This window comes from Anabaena sp. AL93, assembly GCF_001672085.1.
Classification (GTDB): Bacteria; Cyanobacteriota; Cyanobacteriia; order Cyanobacteriales; family Nostocaceae; genus Dolichospermum; species Dolichospermum heterosporum.
Genome location: NZ_LJOU01000108.1, coordinates 1 through 18,020, shown reverse-complemented (window position 1 = coordinate 18,020; position 18,020 = coordinate 1). Strand labels below are relative to the sequence as shown.

The window sequence follows — 18,020 nt, the reverse complement described above, 5'->3', positions numbered from 1 at the left end:
GACAAGCGTAACTTTCCGAGAGTCCCTCGGTAGCTTTTTATGTCTTTAGTGACAATATAGTTGTATCACGAATATGGATTAAAATCAATGCAGGATTTATCCTGCCTCTAGTACAAAACGGCGTAAATAAACCAACCATTCTAAATCCTCCAAAAGCCTATACTGTCTTCATTTTGACTTTTGACTTTTGACTTTTGACTTCCGCCTTGCGGTACTAGCCTTCATCCCTTGTCTAAAGCCCAAATGTGGCTTCCTGAGTCACCCACATTTTCAAGGGTTTTCGGCGTTCTTCCTTATAATTAGTGTATCTGTAAATTCTCTACATTTATTTGCTCTATGGATTTTAAATATCCTTAATAAAGGAGATAATCATCATGAAAACATCAATCACCATTAATCCAGCGTATGAAGAGATAATTAACTTTCTCGCTGCTGGCATAACATCTCAAAGTTTAGTTAAATTTCAAGTATCGGAAACAGTAAAAGAAAGAGTATCTGATTTAATTTTTCGGGAAAAAACTGATGGAATTTCTCCAGAGGAGAAATCAGAATTAGATCATTATTTGATTCTAGAACATTTATTAAGACTAGCAAAAGCTAGGGCTTATGATTTTATTAACGAGAAGGCTTAAAATTAAATTATGGAGCGTCCTTATTTAAATCTAGAACTTCGCCGTTTAGTTACAGAAAGAGCGGATAATTTATGTGAATATTGCCTGATTTCTGAACATGATACCATTTTAGGCTGTGCCATTGATCATATTATTAGTATCAAACATGGTGGCTCATCAAATATAGATAATCTGGCTTATTGTTGTGTCTATTGTAATCGTTTTAAAGGAAGTGATATCGGTTCAATTATTTTAGATAAAAAATAATTTGTGCGTTTTTATCATCCTCGTTGGGATAATTGGGGGGAACATTTTAAACTGAATAATTCTACTATTGAATCTCTCACAAATATAGGACAAGTGACGGCTAGAATTTTAGGATTTAATGATCAACCTCGTTTATTAGAACGTCAATTACTTATTGATAATAAAAAATATCCTTCTCTCTCAGCAATTAAAAGAATGAATGCTTAATGCAATGTCTTCCAAATTATGGGAAATGCGATAATTATGCAGATGGTAAAATGAGTCGCTGGATCACTAATTCTGGATTGTCTAAGGAGGATTTATGAGGATATTGCGGATTTGTTGTTAGGATTGAATATATTTTTGGTGGTAATTCGCTTTGCCTTATTATTAGCGATCGCTCCCTCCTATGATCGGAAAGATGCCACTGGTGGTTGGTTATTCTGGCTTTCTCTTTTGGCTGACCCTTTAGCGGGGCTACGCATCTTTTTATCTGCATTTCACACTCCTAAGCAATGGCGCGGGCGGAAATATGGGGATGATGTCGGCTAAAAAACAAAGTGATTAATAGAAAAATTCCCCTTGTGTCTGGGTACAAGCTAAAATTTTCAGTAAAAGCGTTTATTTTGGAACGAGGGGAACTTATGGCGATTAAAAAAGGAAATATGGTGCGGGCTATTCGGGAAAAGCTAGAAAATAGTCTAGAAGCACAGGCTAGTGATTCCCGTTTACCTAGTTACTTGTTTGAAACCCAAGGGGAAATTGTGGATATCAAGGGTGATTATGCTTTGGTCAAGTTTGGACAAGTACCAACGCCCAATATTTGGTTAAAGTTGTCACAGTTGGAAGAGTTTGCCTAATTTAGATGTCTGATAGAAATAGATATCTCCAAAAAAGTAGAGACGTTCCATGGAACGTCTCTACAAGGGTTCTGGAAAACGCAGATTTAATTTTCACCAGATAGTTAATTTTCCTCGTCGGCGGGGTCGCCATAGGGATCTTCACTGGCGGGACGAACATTGCCAAAGTTGCCTTGGTCGGCGGGGTCGCCGTATGGGTCTTCACTGGCGGGACGAACATTACCAAAGTTGCCTTGGTTGGCGGGGTCGCCATAGGGGTCTTCACTAGCGGGACGAACATCACCAAAATTTGCTTCGTTTAGATCATCACGAGGTGGACGGATTTCTTCTTGATCTCGTTTATCGCCTAACCCTACTAAAAAATCTTTCGCCTTTTGCAAAAAGTCGTTAACCATGATCTGTCTCCTTATTGTGTTGCTTCTGGTAGTTGAGTGAGATCCCGACCTGTGGTGCGTCCGTTATAGCCTTGGAATTCACTATACTTTTGCGCTTCTGATTCGGGAACACGAATACCATCTGGGGGAGGAGTTACCCAGTGAGCGCGGTTTTGCTCATCACGGTAATATACGCGCCCATTTTTGGAGAGATAATATTTGCCTTTTGCTCCTGTTCCTTGAGCGTTTTTTTGTTTGTTGTAGAGATAGTAAAGGGCGGCTGCTCCCCCTAAAAGTGCCACTTTCTGACCTGTGGATAATCCTTTTTTGGCTTCGGGTTGATTTACTAAAGAGCGATCGCTCATGTTTCTACCTGCTGTATCATCAACAGGTGGTGGTACTGATGCGTTTCGAGAACCACCGCCACAGCCTGTTAATAAAAGAACTGAGAGTAATGTAGACATCAGTATTGCTTGCACGCGTAAGCTGAGTTTACGCTCTTTATATATAGTCTTCATTTTGTTCCTATTATTTACAACTCTTTAATCTCCGTACAGACACAAAGGCAGATTTGAGCTTTTGTTTTTTCGTACCTAGAAAAGGATGGGTATAGTATTTGTATGTAATCATGAACTATTTTTGTCGGTCTTCCATCTTGCTGCTGATATAAGCGACTCTAATTTCTTACCTCTGAGGAAATATGCAATTAGAGACTTCTTACTCAAAAAATATCCCCATCCTGAGTATAAATGTAGGGGTTTAGCAGTGCTAAACCCTTACCTGTTCAGGGTATTTGCGGCATAAGTCATAAATATTGATATTTGTCTTATTTACATCAAAAGAGTCAATATTATTTGATCTTTGTCCTAGTAACAAATAAAATACTTATAATATTTTTTAGTTAAGTAGGATACTGAATATGAACGCCCAAGCCCAAAATTTACAGACTTCATATGCTAAAACTCGCTTGCTGCTTGCGTTGTGGGATTTAGGAGCAAATGAACAGGAAGTGAAAAAAGGTTTGCTGACGAAGCGGATAGTGGCTAAGGGTCAGAAAATGGCGGACTATAAGGGGATTTTAGAGGATTTACAGGAACAGGGGGCTGTTACTGTTTCTAAGACTAGTTATATTCTCACGTCACCAATAGGTTTAGATGTATTGGGTGCGGGTTTGCGTAGTGATGAGTTTAAGTTTGAGGGAACTATTGTAGGGACTTGGGCGGCTAATGCCTTGTTGCGGTGGATAGGTCAAATTAATGTGGTAGCTGCGCCGGTTGCGTCTGGTGGTGGGGTGATTGGTTCTTATGAGGAGTTTAAGTCTGTCGCGTTGGAAGTTTATGACAAGTTGAATAAAGATTATAGCCTAGATGATTTAGTACCTATTTATCGGATTAGAAGAGAAATAGGTGAACAAGTTAGCCGTGAAAAATTCAATAAATGGCTAGTAGAAATGCAAGCTGATGACATTTTCCAGCTAATTGCCGGAGAAATACCAGATTTTACTTCTGATAAACGCGAAGATTCAATTTCTATACCTGGTACACAACTACGTTCTTACGCTAAACGCTTGAGTTAATCAAATTATCCCCACAGTTTCTAGTTCCTCGCACCATACCAAATCACCATGACAAATACCCCTATTTCTCCCATAGAAGCCGTTAACGCCGCAATTAATAGTCACAATCCATTTATTAACGCTGGGATTGTTAAAGAACAGGATGTTTGGGGAAAAGGAGTCCCCGACGTACCCACATTAAATGCCCATGCTTCTAATCAAGTTTTTAAAGCCATTGAATTTGTTCGCAAAAGTCAATCTAGTCAAGATAAAGTGACTTCAATTGCTATTACTGCACAGCAGGGAGTTGGTAAAACCCATCTTTTGAGTCGTATTCGTCATGAACTAGAAAAAGTGGGTTGTGCTTTATTTGTTTATGCAGGTGGTAATAACTATACAGACTTAAATTTTGTTAAGTACCAATTCCAGCAAACTTTAGCAGATAGTCTTAGTAAAACTGGTAGTCAAGAAGTCATGCAATGGCAAGAAATTGCCGCAGCTATGGCAAATGAAGGCAGAGAAAAAGCTTTTACTCCAGCAGAGTTAGTCAAGAAATTTGACAAAGCTTATAAAAAAAATAAAGACGTAATAAATAATCTGCAAAAACAGGTTATTAAACATAAATCTGATGCAGATCCTTATGTTCTTCGTGCTATTCTGTGGACACTTTCAGAAACCCAAGCCCCTTATGCAATTAAATGGCTATCTGGAGAAGAATTAGCCCAATCGAATGCTGATGAGTTGGGATTACCTAATCCTAGTAAAACTAATCAAGATAGAGAAGCTGAAGCTCTTAAAAATATTCAACAAATTTTGAATTTAGTTGGTTATTACAATTCAATTGTTATTTGTTTTGATGAAATAGACGTTAAAAACAACTCTACTGAGGATGGGTTTCCAACAGAAAGTATAATTGCTAATTTCGTGAAAATTCTCCATGATACTTTGGAAAATTCAGCCCTTAGTCAAGGCGTGGTTATTCTCACAGTCATGTTACCAGAAACATGGAGAGATAAAGTAAACTCTATTCAGGGTGGTACACCTGATAGAATTTCTAAATTCACACAAAGAAAACCCATAGATTTAAAATTTGTTAGTGCTGATTCTATGGTACAGTTGGCAACTGTTTGGCTAAGAGACTATTACACTTTAAAGAACTTAATTCCGCCCCATCCACTTTACCCATTTGAAGAAAGTAATCTGAGAGAATACGGTAAAAATAAACCAACTGTTAGAGAAGCTTTACGATGGTGTGCTGATAATTTTAAGGTTGAAGAAGAGCAACTCCCTGGTGATCCAGTTCAAAGATTTGAACTAGCATTTACAAGGGAAAGTGAATTAAAATTTGAAGAATATATCGAGGATAGTTCACTCATAGCTGAAGCCCTATATTTTGGCTTTAATACTTTAAAAGGACAGACTTTAGAAGAAGTTATGATTCAAGAAATTACCAAAGATATTCTGCCTAAATCTAAGAACAATAACTTTATCAACTTCAAAATTATTGGTAATGAAAATGGTAAAGAAGTAAAAATTGGTGTAGCAGTTGTCCAAGATTCTCAATTTACATTAAATGCGTGTTTAAAACGCTTAAATGACTATCAAACTTTTGATTTAACGCGTGGTTGTTTAGTGCGTTCTCAATTCAAAATAAAACAAATGAAAAAAACAGCAGCAACATATAGTTTGCTGAATGAGTTGATTTTACATAAAGGAGGAGAAAATGTAGATTTAATAGAAGATCAAATTCGCCCACTTATAGCCATACTAGCTATTTCTCAAAAACGACAAAATTATAAACTAACAGAAGAACAAATTTTTGATATTATCTCTAAGAATAATATTACATTTGATAATGTTTTATTAAGAGAAATTTTAAGTGATCCATCTGGTAATATGCCTGACGTTGATGATGGTTTGGGAGGATTATTTGATGATGAAGATGATAATATGCCTGACGTTGATGATGATGGTTTAGGCGATTTATTTGGTTAATTAATTATGAATAAGTCAGTTTCAATTTATAACGCATTATGTTTACCTGCTCCCGATATTGAAGCTTTAATACAAGGGCGTATTATTGCCGCAATTCCTCGGACATTGCTAGATTTGGGTAAAACATTCGCTCTCTATCCTGTTGAGATATCTACAGCAGCAATTGATAAATATTACCATTCAAGTTTTTTGCCCATTGCTAAAACTGCATGGGGAAAATTTTATTATCCTGGTATGTTATTACAACCGGAACAACTGAGTTTAATACCAACTCAAAAACAGCTACAAATACCCTTATCTGAAAGCAAAGTTTTAATTAAATCATGGGCTAAATGTGAACTTTGTGAAATGCCAGATAAAACTAAACCATTAGATATTTTATCTCAATTAACAATCTGGAAACCAGAAATATTTGAGGAAATATTACAAAAACGTCCACATTTTTTTCTAGCTTATTTGCGGGTTTATCATTTACCTGAACCTTTTGAAGTTCCAACTATTGCAAATATTCAAGATAAATTAGGTAAATTTGTCGGTTTACCTAATATTTCTGGTTCTGAAGATAAACCTGTATTAAGTGATCAGGTATTTAATCAACGCAAAAAACAATTAGAAAAACGAGAACCGCCCCTACATCCTGAACTGGAAGAATTGCAAAGTGCATTATCACAAATAGCCAATAATAACCCAGCAGCACAACAATTAGAAAATGAAATCAAAGTATTTTTAGGTTGGAGTAATGCACAAACTACAAATACAATAGATGCTGATTTAACTTGGATAAAAACCATAGCATCTTTAGGAGATAGAAGCATAGAATTTGAAGAGAAAAAAAATAGCTATCAAGCGGGTACAGACTTTGAAAATATCGCACGGGATAGCCTTGATTTTTTAGGATTTAAAGTTGAAACTGCTTATAAAGGAGGTGCAGGAGGTTTAGATTTATATTGTTCACAACCTTATCCTTTAGTGTGTGAATGTAAAGCAGGTAAAAGTATTCCCAGTCGTACAGTTGAGGAATTAATTAAACTTGGTGGAATGCACTTAGGTAGAGAACAATTTATCAACTCAGCAAAATTGGTAATAGGACCAGGTAAAGCTACCTCAGATACTCAAAAATCATCAAAAGAATGGAAAGTCAGTATTATCAAAGCTATGACATTACAAAAATTAGTTGAACTCAAAGCAAAATATCCAGGTGCAATAAACTTAATTGAATTACAGAAATACTTAGAACCGGGACAAATTGATGATAAAATTAATGAATATATTGATAAAATTGAAAAAGAGATAAAATTGCGATCGCACATTATCCAACTCGTCAAAAACTATCTACAAAACTCAGGAATAGAATCTGCTGGAGTTGACGCTTTACATGGTGCATATTTCGGTTCAAATCCACCACAACCATTAAAACCAGGAGAAATGCACGACATTTTAATAGAACTATCATCACCCCTAACAGGTTACTTAGGAAGAGAAAAAGGAAACGATGGGAAAACAGATAAATTTTACTACTTGCGCGACTTATCAATAAATTAAAAATAACTCTTTTCTCTCTTCTTTTCTTACCTTCGCGCTCTTCGTGCCTTCGTGGTTTATTTCCCCAAAATCATTCATCCCAAAGTCAAAATACCAGCTTGAAAATTCACCACCAAAGGCAAAAACTCCAACCACTCTGAACCCAATAAAATCTCCGTTAATTCATCTCCAGCATAAACAGGAATTTCATACTCTTGGTTATCCAATATCACCTTACCCAAATATCTTTCAAACGTGATTTCACCCTGAGCAGTTCGCAGAATTTCTTTATCTACATAATCCCAATTAAGTCCATCTAAATCTTGTGTATTAATAGCCATAAAGCCTGTGAAACCACTATCAAATAAAGCATCCACAGGCAAACTTAAACCATCATTAGCAACCAACTCAATTTCAAAAAATAGCTGCTTTTTTTCACCAAATTTACCCTCTATCATATTCTCCCAGTTGCTCCAGATTCATTCAAACAAAAAACGCAATGATCAGCATTTGGGTATTTATCACGGGCTTTTTGATGTGCAATTTCTTTATCTTGATCAATTAAATAATCACCACTATTTAACTCAATAGCAATATACCAACCATAATGTTCTTTGATCAACTCAGGACGTACACGCTCAAAAATTGTTCGATAACGTTGATACTCTGCCTCATTTTCAGCTTTACGTCTAGCCAATTCTTCCGGTGATAAAGTCAGTTCCGGGAAAATCCTTCCTCTTCTTGCTGGTTGTTTTGGTGTTAGTTGAGTCATGTTTTTAAACCCCATTTCTACTATGATAATAATATCAAAAAAATCATCCTAAAGTCAAAATATCAGCTTGAAAATTCACCACCAAAGGCAAAAACTCCAACCACGCTGAACCCAATAAAATTTCCGTTAATTCATCTCCAGCATAAACAGGAATTTCATCCTCTTGATTATCCAAAATCACTTTACCTGAATAGATAAGTAGGTTGGCGTTGAAAATTGTCGTTATGGCAAGGCAAAAGGCAAGAGGCAAGAGTGAAGAGGGTTTGGGCGATTTTACGTTTCTTTACACAGTTTGGTTTTATTGTGTTCACCTACTTAAATCTTGTTTATTAATAGCCATAAAGCCTGTGAATCCAGTATCAAATAAAGCATCTACAGGCAGATTTAAGCCTTCAGCAGTAATTAATTCAATTTCAAAGAAAAGCTGCCCCTCATCACCAAAATAACCCTGTATCATATTCTTCCTGTTACCCCTGTTTCATTGATGCGAAATAGAAAATGTATCACATTAGGATGTTTCTCCCGTGATTTTTTACTAGCGACTTCCATATCCTGATCAATGAAATAATCACCGCTATCTGGTTCTACAGCAATATACGAGTTATAATGTTCTTTCATCAATTCAGGCAGTAATCTTTGAAAAATTGCCCAACAACGTTGATAAAATTGTTCATCTTCTGCTTTACGTTTAGCCAATTCTTCCGGTGATAAAGTCAATTCAGGGAAAATTCTTCCTCTTCTTGCTGGTTGTTTTGGTGTTAGTTGAGTCATGTTTTTAAACCCCATTTCTACTATGATAATAATATCAAAAAAATTATCCTTAACTCAAAACACCAGCAGAAAAACCATCTTTATGAACCTTTCATTATCAGTCCTGATAGAAGCTGCAAAAGCGGGAAAACTCATCAGTTTCCCTACAGATACCGTCCCTGCATTAGCCACCATACCAGTACAAGCAGAATTAATTTATGCTGCGAAACAACGCAGTTTTGATAAACCTTTAATTTTAATGGCTGCCAAAGCTGAAGATTTATGGGATTATGTTCAAGGTAGCCAAAGAGAATATCAAATCTGGCAAAAAATTGTTAATCAATATTGGCCAGGTGCTTTAACTTTAGTTTTACCAGCTAGTGACAAAATTCCCACTGTCATGAATCCTCTTGAACCGACTACTATTGGGATTAGAGTTCCAAATCATCCAGTTGCTCAAATTATTTTGGCGCAAACTGGTCCAATGGCGACAACTAGCGCTAATTTATCAGGACAACCAGCTTTAGAAACCAAAGCAGCTATAGAAGCTCAATTTCCAGAGGTTTTAACATTAGAATCAACAGAATACCAAGGTTTGGGAATACCTTCCACCGTTGCTAAATGGACAGGGAACAATTGGCAGATTTTACGACAAGGTAGTATTAAATTGGATAATTATGAATTTTAGTAACTGGCTATATTTAGGCGCAGGAATAGGATTAGGAATAGGTTTTTGTAAATTATTCCTTCAGTCTAGCAAATCGGCATCTGTTACGGTGGAAAATGCTCCACAACAGCCAGAAAACCCACTTTTGGCAGAATTAGAGCAAACCCAATTAGCCTACTATCAGGCGCGGGAAATGAGCCAATTTCAAGGGGGGTTTTTAGCCAGGATTGGTCATGAATTGCGATCGCCTCTAGGGAGTATGATGGGTTTACATCAACTGATTTTGGCAGATTTGTGTGAAAATCCCCAAGAAGAGCGAGAATTTATCGGACAAGCTTACGAAAAATCTCTGAAATTATTAAAAATAATTGATGAAATTCTCAATGTTTCCAAAATTGAATCTGGTAGAAATAAATTAGATATTCAGGCTTTTCAATTAAGTGAATTTCTCCAGGAAGTTTATGAACTAACTTATTTATTAGCCGTTAACCGCAATTATCCTTTTATTTTATCACCCTCAGATCCAGAAATTCAGATTTTGACAGATTACCATTGGCTCAAACAAGTATTAATCAATTTGATAAATACAACAATTGCTAACATGGAAGAAGGGAATATATATCTTTCTGGCAATTTACAATCTCCAGGTAATTTTGCCAATATTTGGTTAGACGTACCCACTGATACCGTAATCACAAATGAATCTCTGCATTTGATGAAATCAGAACTTCAAACAACTCAAGAAAATATAGATTTGTCACCAGGAATGAAACTTTCACTCAATCAACGTTTGGTAGAATTGATGGGAGGAAAATTAGAAATTTTGCCTTTTCCCACCAACCAGGAAGAAACATCGCAGTTAACTAGACTGCAAATATCCATACCTACAGGGACTCTTGCAAACAAATCTCCTCACTGACAAAAGCATCAAAATTAGATTGATTATTTAAAACCATTGTCGTGGTATTATTGACTCGAAAACCAATCTTTTCATAAAATTCCCGTTGATGCGTTGTCATTAAGTATACACGCTCTACCTTCTGCATTCGGGGATGACTTAAAACCGTTTCCACCAACTTGCTACCCAAACCGTTACCTTGATAATCTGGATGAATGACAACATCCCAAATTGTAGCGCGATAGATGCCATCAGAGGTGGCTCTAGCAAAACCAATTAATAATTCCCTATCCCAGATAGAAATAACAGGTTCACTGTTAGCAAGAGCTATACCCCAATCCTTAATACTACGTCCTTTTGCCCAAAAAGCAGCCAGATTAAACAGTTCTTGGAGTTGGAAAAGATCAATATCCGCAAGGCTTTGGCTAAATTGAATCTGAGAATATTTCATCTATAGACACCTAATGATCGGAGTATCTTCGCTTCTGTTATGGCATATTTTCCTAGAAATTACTAACTTTGTATATGTATATGCAACATTTTAATTAAGGTCAGGATTCAATACAATACTGCTAAGATTCTACGGGTAGGGGTAAAGCAAAAGCTAATATGTGTCAAATTAAGCTCAAATCCCTACCACATCTCGTTCCCAGTCTCTGACTGGGAACGAGATGATGCAACTACCTTGTCCGCTGAGGGAAAGTTAACGCTTGGGGAGAGAACCACCTCTGGTTTAAATACCGCAAGGGGTTTAAGTTAAGTGGACTCGTTGAACTAAGAATCTCAGTGGCTAAAGACAGTGAGAGTGTCAATCGCCAAACACACCAGCAAAAAAGTCCAAAGTCTCCTTCAATGCTTTGATGAAAACATCAATTTCTTCACGAGTATTGTAAAAAGATAAACTTGCTCGTGCAGTTCCTGATAAACTCAAGTAACGGTGTAATGGTTGCGTGCAATGATGTCCAGAACGAATTGCTACACCTTCTTGATCTAACAATGTTGCTAAATCATTAGCGTGAACACCTTCTGCCGTAAAAGCTGCTAATGCGGCTCTCCCTTCCCCTTCAGCATTGGGTTTTGGTCCGTAGATTCTAATTTGGGGTATTTGTGCTAATTGCGCGAACAAATAAGCAGTTAATTCCGCTTCATAAGCATGGATTTTATCCATACCAATATTAGTAAGATAATCTATCGCTGCACCAAGGGCGATCGCTTCCCCAATAGCCGGAGTACCCGCTTCAAATTTATGGGGTAATTCTGCATAGGTGGAATGGTCTAAAAATACCTCTGCAATCATCTCACCACCACCGAAAAATGGCGGCATTGCTTCTAGTAATTCCAGCTTACCATATAAGAAACCAATGCCAGTGGGAGCGCACATTTTATGTCCAGAAGCCACCAACCAATCACAGTCAAGTGATTGAACATCAATGGGAGTATGGGGGACACTTTGACAAGCATCAAGTAAGAATTTCGCACCATATTTGTGAGCAATTTCGGCTATTTCTTTAACTGGATTTATGCAACCCAAAGTATTAGAAATATGCACGATAGACACTAGTTTTGTTTTGTCAGAAATCAAGTTTTTAAACTGTTCCAAATCAAAAGTTTCTGCCGGTGTTAATTCGACAAACTTCAAAACCGCGCCTGTTTTTTGAGCCACAAATTGCCAAGGAACAATATTACTATGGTGTTCCATAACCGAGAAAATTATTTCATCTCCTGGCTGTAAATTGTTCATTCCCCAACTGTAAGCGACTAGGTTAATGGCTTCAGTTGCATTGCGGGTGTAAACAATTTCTTGGCGTGATTTAGCATTAATGAATTTAGCAATTTTATCACGCGCACCCTCATAAGCATCAGTAGCTTTTCCACTGAGAAAATGTGCGCCACGATGAACATTAGAATTATATTGTTCATAATAATCACGCCAAGCATTTAACACGAACAAAGGCTTTTGAGAAGTAGCTGCATTATCGAGATAAACCAGGGGTTTACCGTGGACTTCCTGATGTAAAATGGGGAAGTCAGAACGAACTTTATCAGCGAGAGATTTGGTAGAAGTGATGGTCATGTTGAAGAAGAAGTTCAGGAGTTTAGATGTTCAGAATAATAACTAGAATTTAGGAGTATTGCAGAATTTAAGAAGAACGAACCACAGAGGCACAGAGGACACAGAGAAAGAAAGTTTTAGAGCTTTTTGTGTTAGTAGGTGCGGGGTTTACTCACCTTTTTTAGGGGTGAGTTCCCGAAGTTTTATCATTTATTGGTGAGACTTGTAACAGTTTTCAACAAACTCTCACGCAAAGAAGGAACAGGGATAAAGTTAATAATTTCCATTGCGAAACCATTAACTAATAATTTGCGAGCATTATTTTCATCAATGCCGCGACTTTGCAGGTAGAATATTTGATCATCTTCCAACTGACTGACAGTAGCACCATGAGCGCATTTAACATTATCAGCAGTGATTTCCAATTGAGGTTTGGTGTCAATTCTGGACTTAGATGATAATAGCAAATTGCGATTTAATTGAGATGCGTTAGTTAATTGCGCCAGTTTAGGAACAAATATTTTACCATTGAAGACACCATGAGCGCGATCGCCTATAATGCACTTATGTAACTGTTTGCTCACACCATGTGGATGATTTAAAGACAAAGCACTGTGAGTATCAGCCAATTGAGTATCAGCAATCACAGTCAAACCATTCAGCGTCGTTTCCGTTTGTTCACCAGTTTGCAAAATCTCCAAATTGTGACGAGAGATTTTCCCCCCAACCGTCACCGCATTACAATTATAACGACTATATCGCGCCTGAGTAACAGCAGTTTTCCCAACATGAAAAGCCGCTGCACCTTCCCGCACAACCCTATTATGACTCACCTGAGCATTTTCATTTACCCAGATTTCCGTTACCCCATTAGTAAAATAGACTTCCTTCTCTGTGTTCTCCGTGTCTCTGTGGTTCGTATATTCCTCAATCAAACCCACCTGAGAATTACTTTCAGCTACCACTAAAACACGAGGTTGGGAAATAGTTGGAGACTCACCAGAAACAGAAACAAAAAGTAAATGAATAGGAGTTTCCACAACCACATTTTTAGCAACCCATACCACCGCGACATCATTTAGAGCCGCAGTATTTAAAGCCGTAAAAACTTCTTTAGCACCTTCAGCTTGCGCTAAATATTCCTGAACAACTTCACCAGGTAAAACATCCAAATTACCAACTTTCAAACCAGCAGGTAAATCTTCAGTATTAGATAAATCAGGTGCATAAACACCATTTACAAAAACTAACCGCTGAGAAACTTCAGGTAAAATCATGGATTGTAGAGACGTTCCATGGAACGTCTCTACATTATTATTGAATGTTACCTGTTTGAGAGGTGATAAATCAGTAAATCGCCATTCTTCCTCGCGGGTATTGGGGATAACAGAATGACGCACCCAATTAACAGCACCGTCGCGCAAATCCTGTAACCAACCATCTTGTTTTGTAGTAGTTACCCGACTTAATAAACCACTTAAAAAAGCATCTCTATCTAATAGATTTTGTTGTAGAGACGTTTCATGAAACGTCTCTACATTAATTGGAATAGACATTACACACCCACTCCCAAAGCTTCTTCTAGAACCCAATCATAACCGCGAGATTCCAACTCAAGAGCCAACTCCTTACCACCACTTCTAATAATTTGTCCCTGCGCCATAACGTGAACAAAATCAGGGACAATATAATCTAAAAGACGCTGATAGTGAGTAATCATAATCGTCGCATTTTCAGCATTAGTTAACTGATTAACACCATTAGCGACAATTTTCAGAGCATCAATATCCAAACCAGAATCAGTTTCATCCAAAATCGCTAACTTTGGTTCTAAAATTGCCATTTGCAGAATTTCATTCCGCTTCTTTTCCCCACCGGAGAAACCCTCATTCACACTGCGGTTCAGAAAAGAAGAATTCATCTTCACAACATCCAACTTTTCCTCAACCAAATCATCAAAATCGAAAGCGTCAACCTCTTCTAAACCTTGAGCCTTCCGACGAGAATTATAAGCCACCCGTAAAAAATCCAAATTACTCACACCAGGAATTTCCAGAGGATATTGAAAAGCTAAAAACACACCACTCCTAGCCCTGTCTGCGGCTTCCATATCCAAAAGATTTTGTCCCTGGAAAATCACCTCACCACCAGTAACAGTATAAGCTGGATGTCCCGCTAACACCTTAGAAAACGTACTCTTCCCAGAACCATTTGGACCCATAATCGCGTGAACTTCCCCAGCGCGAACCTCCAAATTCAACCCCTTCAAAATCTGAGTTCCATCAACATCAGCCGTCAAATCCTTAACCGACAAAATCAAATCACTATTCTCAACAATCATCTTCTCTTCCTCTCTTTCTCTGCGTACTCTGTGCCTCTGTGGTTCGTTTTCTTAACCCACACTACCCTCTAGTTTCAGACTCAACAACTTATCAGCCTCAACAGCAAACTCCATAGGAAGCTGATTAAAAACATCCTTACAGAAACCGCTAATCATCATCGAAATAGCATCTTCCGAAGAAATACCCCGTTGAGCAAAAAAGAATAATTGATCTTCACCAATTTTAGAAGTAGAAGCCTCATGTTCAACCTTACCCGTATTATTCTGAACTTGAATATAAGGAAAAGTATTAGCTTGAGCATTATCACCAATTAACATCGAATCACATTGAGAATAATTTCTCGCACCCTTAGCAGTGGGATTAATCTTCACCAAACCCCGGTAACTATTGCTAGATTTACCAGCAGAAATACCTTTAGAAATAATTGTACTGCGGGTATTTTTCCCCACGTGAATCATCTTACTTCCAGTATCAGCTTGCTGCATATTATTTGTTAATGCAACCGAGTAAAATTCACCCACAGAATTATCACCAATTAAAACACAACTGGGATACTTCCAAGTAATCGCAGAACCGGTTTCTACTTGAGTCCAAGAGATCTTAGAATTCACACCTTGACACAAACCACGTTTAGTTACAAAGTTGTAAATTCCACCTTTACCATTAACATCACCAGCGTACCAGTTCTGCACGGTAGAATATTTAATTTCCGCATTATCTAAAGCCACCAATTCTACAACCGCCGCGTGTAATTGGTTGCTGTCGTACATTGGTGCTGTACAACCTTCTAAATAAGAAACATAACTTCCTGCTTCGGCGACAATTAAAGTCCGTTCAAATTGTCCTGTATCTCCGGTATTAATGCGGAAATATGTAGACAATTCCATCGGACATTTTAAGCCTTTGGGAATATAAACGAAAGAACCATCACTAAATACAGCCGCATTTAAAGCTGCGAAATAATTATCAGCAATGGGAACAACGCTACCCAAATATTTTTTAATTAATTCTGGGTGTTCTTGTAAAGCTTCGGAAAAAGAACAGAAAATTACGCCATCTTTGGCAAGTTTTTCTTTATATGTAGTCGCAACAGAAACACTATCAAAAATCGCATCAACAGCAACATTAGTTAATCGCTTTTGTTCATTTAAAGGAATACCCAATTTTGCAAAGGTTTCCAATAAAGTTGGATCAACTTCATCTAAACTGTTGAGTTTGGCTTTCTTTTGTTTCGGTGCGGAATAATAAATAATATCCTGATAATTAATAGGCGGATATTGGACATGAGACCAAGTTGGTTCTGTCATTTTCAGCCATTGATGATATGCTCGGAGACGATATTCCAGCATAAATTCCGGTTCATTCTTTTTGGCGGAAATTAGGCGGACAACATCTTCGCTTAACCCACGAGGAATAGTATCGGCTTCAATATCGGTAACAAAGCCGTACTTGTAAGGTTGGTTGACTAAGGTGGTGACGGATGCGCTCATCGGTTCTCTTGTGTTCTCTTTAAAGGACGGGCGACGGGCTGCAAAAAAGCTAATTCCCGTTTTCTGTTACCAATTCCTAACAGGACTGCTAGAATAGGTTTAACGACTAAAACAATTCGGCTGTTGTTTAATCTATTTTCATTGTACGATAGATTAACAACAACAATGTTGTTTAAGTTAAATTTTCAGAAAAAAAAGTTTTTTATTTTGGGACGTTTGCGAAGCGTCTAGTAGAGAAGATGGCGACTACCCAGCAGACCTCAACTAAGCAGGATATCCTAGAGTATCTATTGAAACACTCACAAGCAACGGCTGTTGAATTGGCTAACTTTTTGGATGTGAGTCCCCAAGCGATTCGCCGTCATTTAAAGGATTTAGAGACGGAGGAGCTAGTTATATATTCGGTATCAGCACAGCCGAGTATGGGCAGACCGCAGCACGTTTATCACTTGAGTCGGGGAGGAAGACAACACTTGCAAAAAAGCGTCAACCGCTTAGGTGATGGTTATGGCGAGTTTGCGGTTTCTCTCTTGGACACTTTAGCGGAAACTGTGGGACGTGACCAAGTAAAATCTATTTTACGGAAACAGTGGGAACGCAAGGCTCAAGAATATCGAGAACGGGTGGGTAATGGTTCTTTGCAGGAACGAGTCGCAAATTTGATAGAACTGCGAAAAGCTGAAGGGTTTATGGCGGAGTTTCACGCTGTGGAATCAGATGCTAGTGGTGCGGAAAGATTCATTTTTGTGGAACATACCTGCGCTATTTCTGATGTTGCGGAATCTTTTCCCAGCGTTTGTGGTCATGAATTGGAGATGTTTGCGGCTATTCTCCCAGATTGTACTGTGGAACGGACTCACTGGTTGATTCATGGTGAACATCGTTGTGGTTATTTGGTGGAAAAAAGTTAGGTGGGGGTTAATTGTGTGCTTCTATACCCACCCGGAAATCAATTTCCGGGCTAATAGTTTAAGTACGTTAAAACGTACTCTGGTTAACTAAATAAATTGTTACTTTACAAAACCATTAAAAATATATAAACTAAATAAAAAATTTTATTATTTTTCAGGTATATATTTTGCATCCACAACAGATTAAGGAAAAACTAAAATCATTAATTGAGGAAGCATCAACTATAGATCCCAGTTTAGCAATTAAGTTAAACCAGATTAATAACTGGATTAAAGATGTTAAACCTGGTACATTAATGTCTAAACGTTTTGTTCTTTTGTTTTTACAACAATTTATTCGAGATACAGAAATTAGACTTGATATAAAACGTTTAACTTCTGAAGCAGAAAGACAAGACGTTTATGAATTAATGACACCTCCTGAAAGATACTGGTATGGTGAATTATTTCCTAGATGGTTAAGTGAAAATGACCCCAAATTTCATATTTGGAGAAAAAAATTAATGTCTGGTGAGTTCAATCAGGAGGATGAAAAATTAATTAATTTGATTGCTAATGTCATTAAGCTGAATGGTGGTCAAGCCTTACAACGCTATATTGTAGACTTATCTATGGCAAGTGATATAATAGTTAGTAGTATTCAAGAACAACCTCTTTGTATGCAACTGACTAGCCAATCAGCAATTCTCATTTTGAAAAAAATAAGATAAAATTCTCTTAATTTAAGTGTAAACCCTGTATTAAATTATTCTTTTTTAATAGATAATTATCATCCGACGCTGGAGATAGATAGGGTTTTAAAAATCTTTAAAAATCTAGACATGAAGAATTGATTTCAACTTACCAATCTAGCTGAAATTCTAAGCAAATTTATAGTTTTTTGAATAAATAACTTTCTCCTCCTCTTTCAATATATTGACATTTTTCAACCAGAATTTATTTTTTTAAATGGGACATATTCCCTGAGAATAAATG

21 protein-coding genes and 2 pseudogenes are annotated in these 18,020 nt (G+C 37.3%); 12 read left to right on the top strand and 11 right to left on the bottom strand.

Annotated features, from left to right (window positions below; all coding sequences use genetic code 11):
- Positions 1–374: 374 nt before the first annotated feature.
- From AN486_RS22630 to AN486_RS22615, 5 genes and pseudogenes are all read left to right on the top strand, one after another.
- Positions 375–632, top strand: a complete 258-nt coding sequence (locus AN486_RS22630; RefSeq protein ID WP_053538263.1) for a hypothetical protein — start codon at positions 375–377, stop codon at positions 630–632.
- A gap of 9 nt (positions 633–641) precedes the next feature.
- Complete coding sequence (locus tag AN486_RS26740) at positions 642–878, top strand: HNH endonuclease signature motif containing protein (protein ID WP_325064637.1); 237 nt, start codon at positions 642–644, stop codon at positions 876–878.
- Between the two features lie 3 nt (positions 879–881).
- Positions 882–1,085 carry a hypothetical protein gene (locus AN486_RS26735; protein WP_325064638.1) on the top strand — a complete coding sequence of 68 codons (204 nt, stop codon included), beginning with the start codon at positions 882–884 and terminating at the stop codon, positions 1,083–1,085.
- Between the two features lie 111 nt (positions 1,086–1,196).
- Positions 1,197–1,409 (top strand): annotated as a pseudogene (locus AN486_RS22620) (glycosyltransferase family 2 protein); the annotation flags it as partial.
- Positions 1,410–1,501: 92 nt separating this feature from the next.
- Entirely contained in the window at positions 1,502–1,717 is a 216-nt protein-coding gene (locus AN486_RS22615; RefSeq protein ID WP_027401856.1) for an NAD(P)H-quinone oxidoreductase subunit O, read from the top strand.
- A gap of 104 nt (positions 1,718–1,821) precedes the next feature.
- On the opposite strand, the gene AN486_RS22610 is transcribed toward AN486_RS22615, so the two are convergent.
- Positions 1,822–2,112 (bottom strand): hypothetical protein, encoded by a 291-nt coding sequence (locus tag AN486_RS22610; protein ID WP_053538261.1) that lies wholly within the window; start codon positions 2,110–2,112, stop codon positions 1,822–1,824.
- Positions 2,113–2,123: 11 nt separating this feature from the next.
- On the bottom strand, positions 2,124–2,609 hold the full coding sequence (locus AN486_RS22605) for a hypothetical protein (RefSeq protein ID WP_190383574.1): 486 nt from the start codon (positions 2,607–2,609) through the stop codon (positions 2,124–2,126).
- A gap of 401 nt (positions 2,610–3,010) precedes the next feature.
- On the opposite strand from AN486_RS22605, the gene AN486_RS22600 reads away from it, so the two are divergent.
- The 3 genes from AN486_RS22600 to AN486_RS22590 are packed head-to-tail and all read left to right on the top strand — an operon-like array spanning position 3,011 to position 7,183.
- Complete coding sequence (locus AN486_RS22600) at positions 3,011–3,667, top strand: hypothetical protein (RefSeq protein ID WP_290602658.1); 657 nt, start codon at positions 3,011–3,013, stop codon at positions 3,665–3,667.
- Positions 3,668–3,715: 48 nt separating this feature from the next.
- On the top strand, positions 3,716–5,641 hold the full coding sequence (locus AN486_RS22595) for a P-loop NTPase fold protein (protein WP_290602657.1): 1,926 nt from the start codon (positions 3,716–3,718) through the stop codon (positions 5,639–5,641).
- A 6-nt stretch (positions 5,642–5,647) separates the two neighbouring features.
- Positions 5,648–7,183 carry a DUF1802 family protein gene (locus tag AN486_RS22590; protein WP_290602656.1) on the top strand — a complete coding sequence of 512 codons (1,536 nt, stop codon included), beginning with the start codon at positions 5,648–5,650 and terminating at the stop codon, positions 7,181–7,183.
- Between the two features lie 74 nt (positions 7,184–7,257).
- Here the strand turns inward: AN486_RS22590 and AN486_RS22585 are convergent, their stop codons facing one another.
- The 4 genes and pseudogenes from AN486_RS22585 to AN486_RS22570 all read right to left on the bottom strand — a co-directional run bounded on the left by AN486_RS22585 (position 7,258) and on the right by AN486_RS22570 (position 8,705).
- The gene (locus AN486_RS22585) at positions 7,258–7,620 is read right to left on the bottom strand and encodes an aspartyl protease (RefSeq protein WP_053538257.1); all 363 of its coding nucleotides are present in this window, start codon (positions 7,618–7,620) and stop codon (positions 7,258–7,260) included.
- A complete protein-coding gene (locus AN486_RS22580) occupies positions 7,617–7,934 on the bottom strand; it encodes a hypothetical protein (RefSeq protein ID WP_039204224.1) in 318 nt (105 codons plus the stop codon). Before AN486_RS22580 ends, AN486_RS22585 begins: the two co-directional genes overlap by 4 nt.
- Positions 7,935–7,977: 43 nt before the next feature.
- Positions 7,978–8,391, bottom strand: a pseudogene (locus tag AN486_RS22575) (aspartyl protease).
- Positions 8,388–8,705, bottom strand: a complete 318-nt coding sequence (locus tag AN486_RS22570; protein WP_027401848.1) for a hypothetical protein — start codon at positions 8,703–8,705, stop codon at positions 8,388–8,390. The pseudogene AN486_RS22575 and the gene AN486_RS22570 overlap by 4 nt, the downstream one beginning before the upstream one ends.
- An 82-nt stretch (positions 8,706–8,787) precedes the next feature.
- Here AN486_RS22570 and AN486_RS22565 point away from each other — a divergent pair, with 82 nt between their 5' ends.
- Together AN486_RS22565 and AN486_RS22560 are read left to right on the top strand one after the other, a co-directional pair.
- On the top strand, positions 8,788–9,372 hold the full coding sequence (locus tag AN486_RS22565; protein ID WP_053541195.1) for an L-threonylcarbamoyladenylate synthase: 585 nt from the start codon (positions 8,788–8,790) through the stop codon (positions 9,370–9,372).
- The gene (locus AN486_RS22560) at positions 9,362–10,270 is read left to right on the top strand and encodes a sensor histidine kinase KdpD (protein WP_053538256.1); all 909 of its coding nucleotides are present in this window, start codon (positions 9,362–9,364) and stop codon (positions 10,268–10,270) included. Before AN486_RS22565 ends, AN486_RS22560 begins: the two co-directional genes overlap by 11 nt.
- On the opposite strand, the gene AN486_RS22555 is transcribed toward AN486_RS22560, so the two are convergent.
- The 5 genes from AN486_RS22555 to sufB form a co-directional block, all read right to left on the bottom strand.
- The gene (locus AN486_RS22555; protein WP_053538255.1) at positions 10,236–10,700 is read right to left on the bottom strand and encodes a GNAT family N-acetyltransferase; all 465 of its coding nucleotides are present in this window, start codon (positions 10,698–10,700) and stop codon (positions 10,236–10,238) included. The genes AN486_RS22560 and AN486_RS22555 overlap by 35 nt on opposite strands.
- A gap of 357 nt (positions 10,701–11,057) precedes the next feature.
- A complete protein-coding gene (locus tag AN486_RS22550) occupies positions 11,058–12,323 on the bottom strand; it encodes a cysteine desulfurase (protein ID WP_168637219.1) in 1,266 nt (421 codons plus the stop codon).
- Positions 12,324–12,508: 185 nt separating this feature from the next.
- The gene (sufD, locus tag AN486_RS22545; protein WP_290602654.1) at positions 12,509–13,858 is read right to left on the bottom strand and encodes a Fe-S cluster assembly protein SufD; all 1,350 of its coding nucleotides are present in this window, start codon (positions 13,856–13,858) and stop codon (positions 12,509–12,511) included.
- Positions 13,858–14,643, bottom strand: a complete 786-nt coding sequence (gene sufC, locus AN486_RS22540) for a Fe-S cluster assembly ATPase SufC (RefSeq protein WP_053538252.1) — start codon at positions 14,641–14,643, stop codon at positions 13,858–13,860. The genes sufD and sufC overlap by 1 nt, the downstream gene beginning before the upstream one ends.
- 51 nt (positions 14,644–14,694) lie before the next feature.
- Positions 14,695–16,134, bottom strand: coding sequence for a Fe-S cluster assembly protein SufB (gene sufB, locus AN486_RS22535; RefSeq protein ID WP_190383586.1), 1,440 nt, complete (start codon positions 16,132–16,134; stop codon positions 14,695–14,697).
- A 239-nt stretch (positions 16,135–16,373) separates the two neighbouring features.
- On the opposite strand from sufB, the gene sufR reads away from it, so the two are divergent.
- Positions 16,374–17,045, top strand: coding sequence for an iron-sulfur cluster biosynthesis transcriptional regulator SufR (gene sufR / locus AN486_RS22530; protein WP_290602653.1), 672 nt, complete (start codon positions 16,374–16,376; stop codon positions 17,043–17,045).
- A gap of 167 nt (positions 17,046–17,212) precedes the next feature.
- Positions 17,213–17,755, top strand: coding sequence for a hypothetical protein (locus AN486_RS22525; RefSeq protein WP_290602652.1), 543 nt, complete (start codon positions 17,213–17,215; stop codon positions 17,753–17,755).
- Positions 17,756–18,020: the final 265 nt, after the last annotated feature.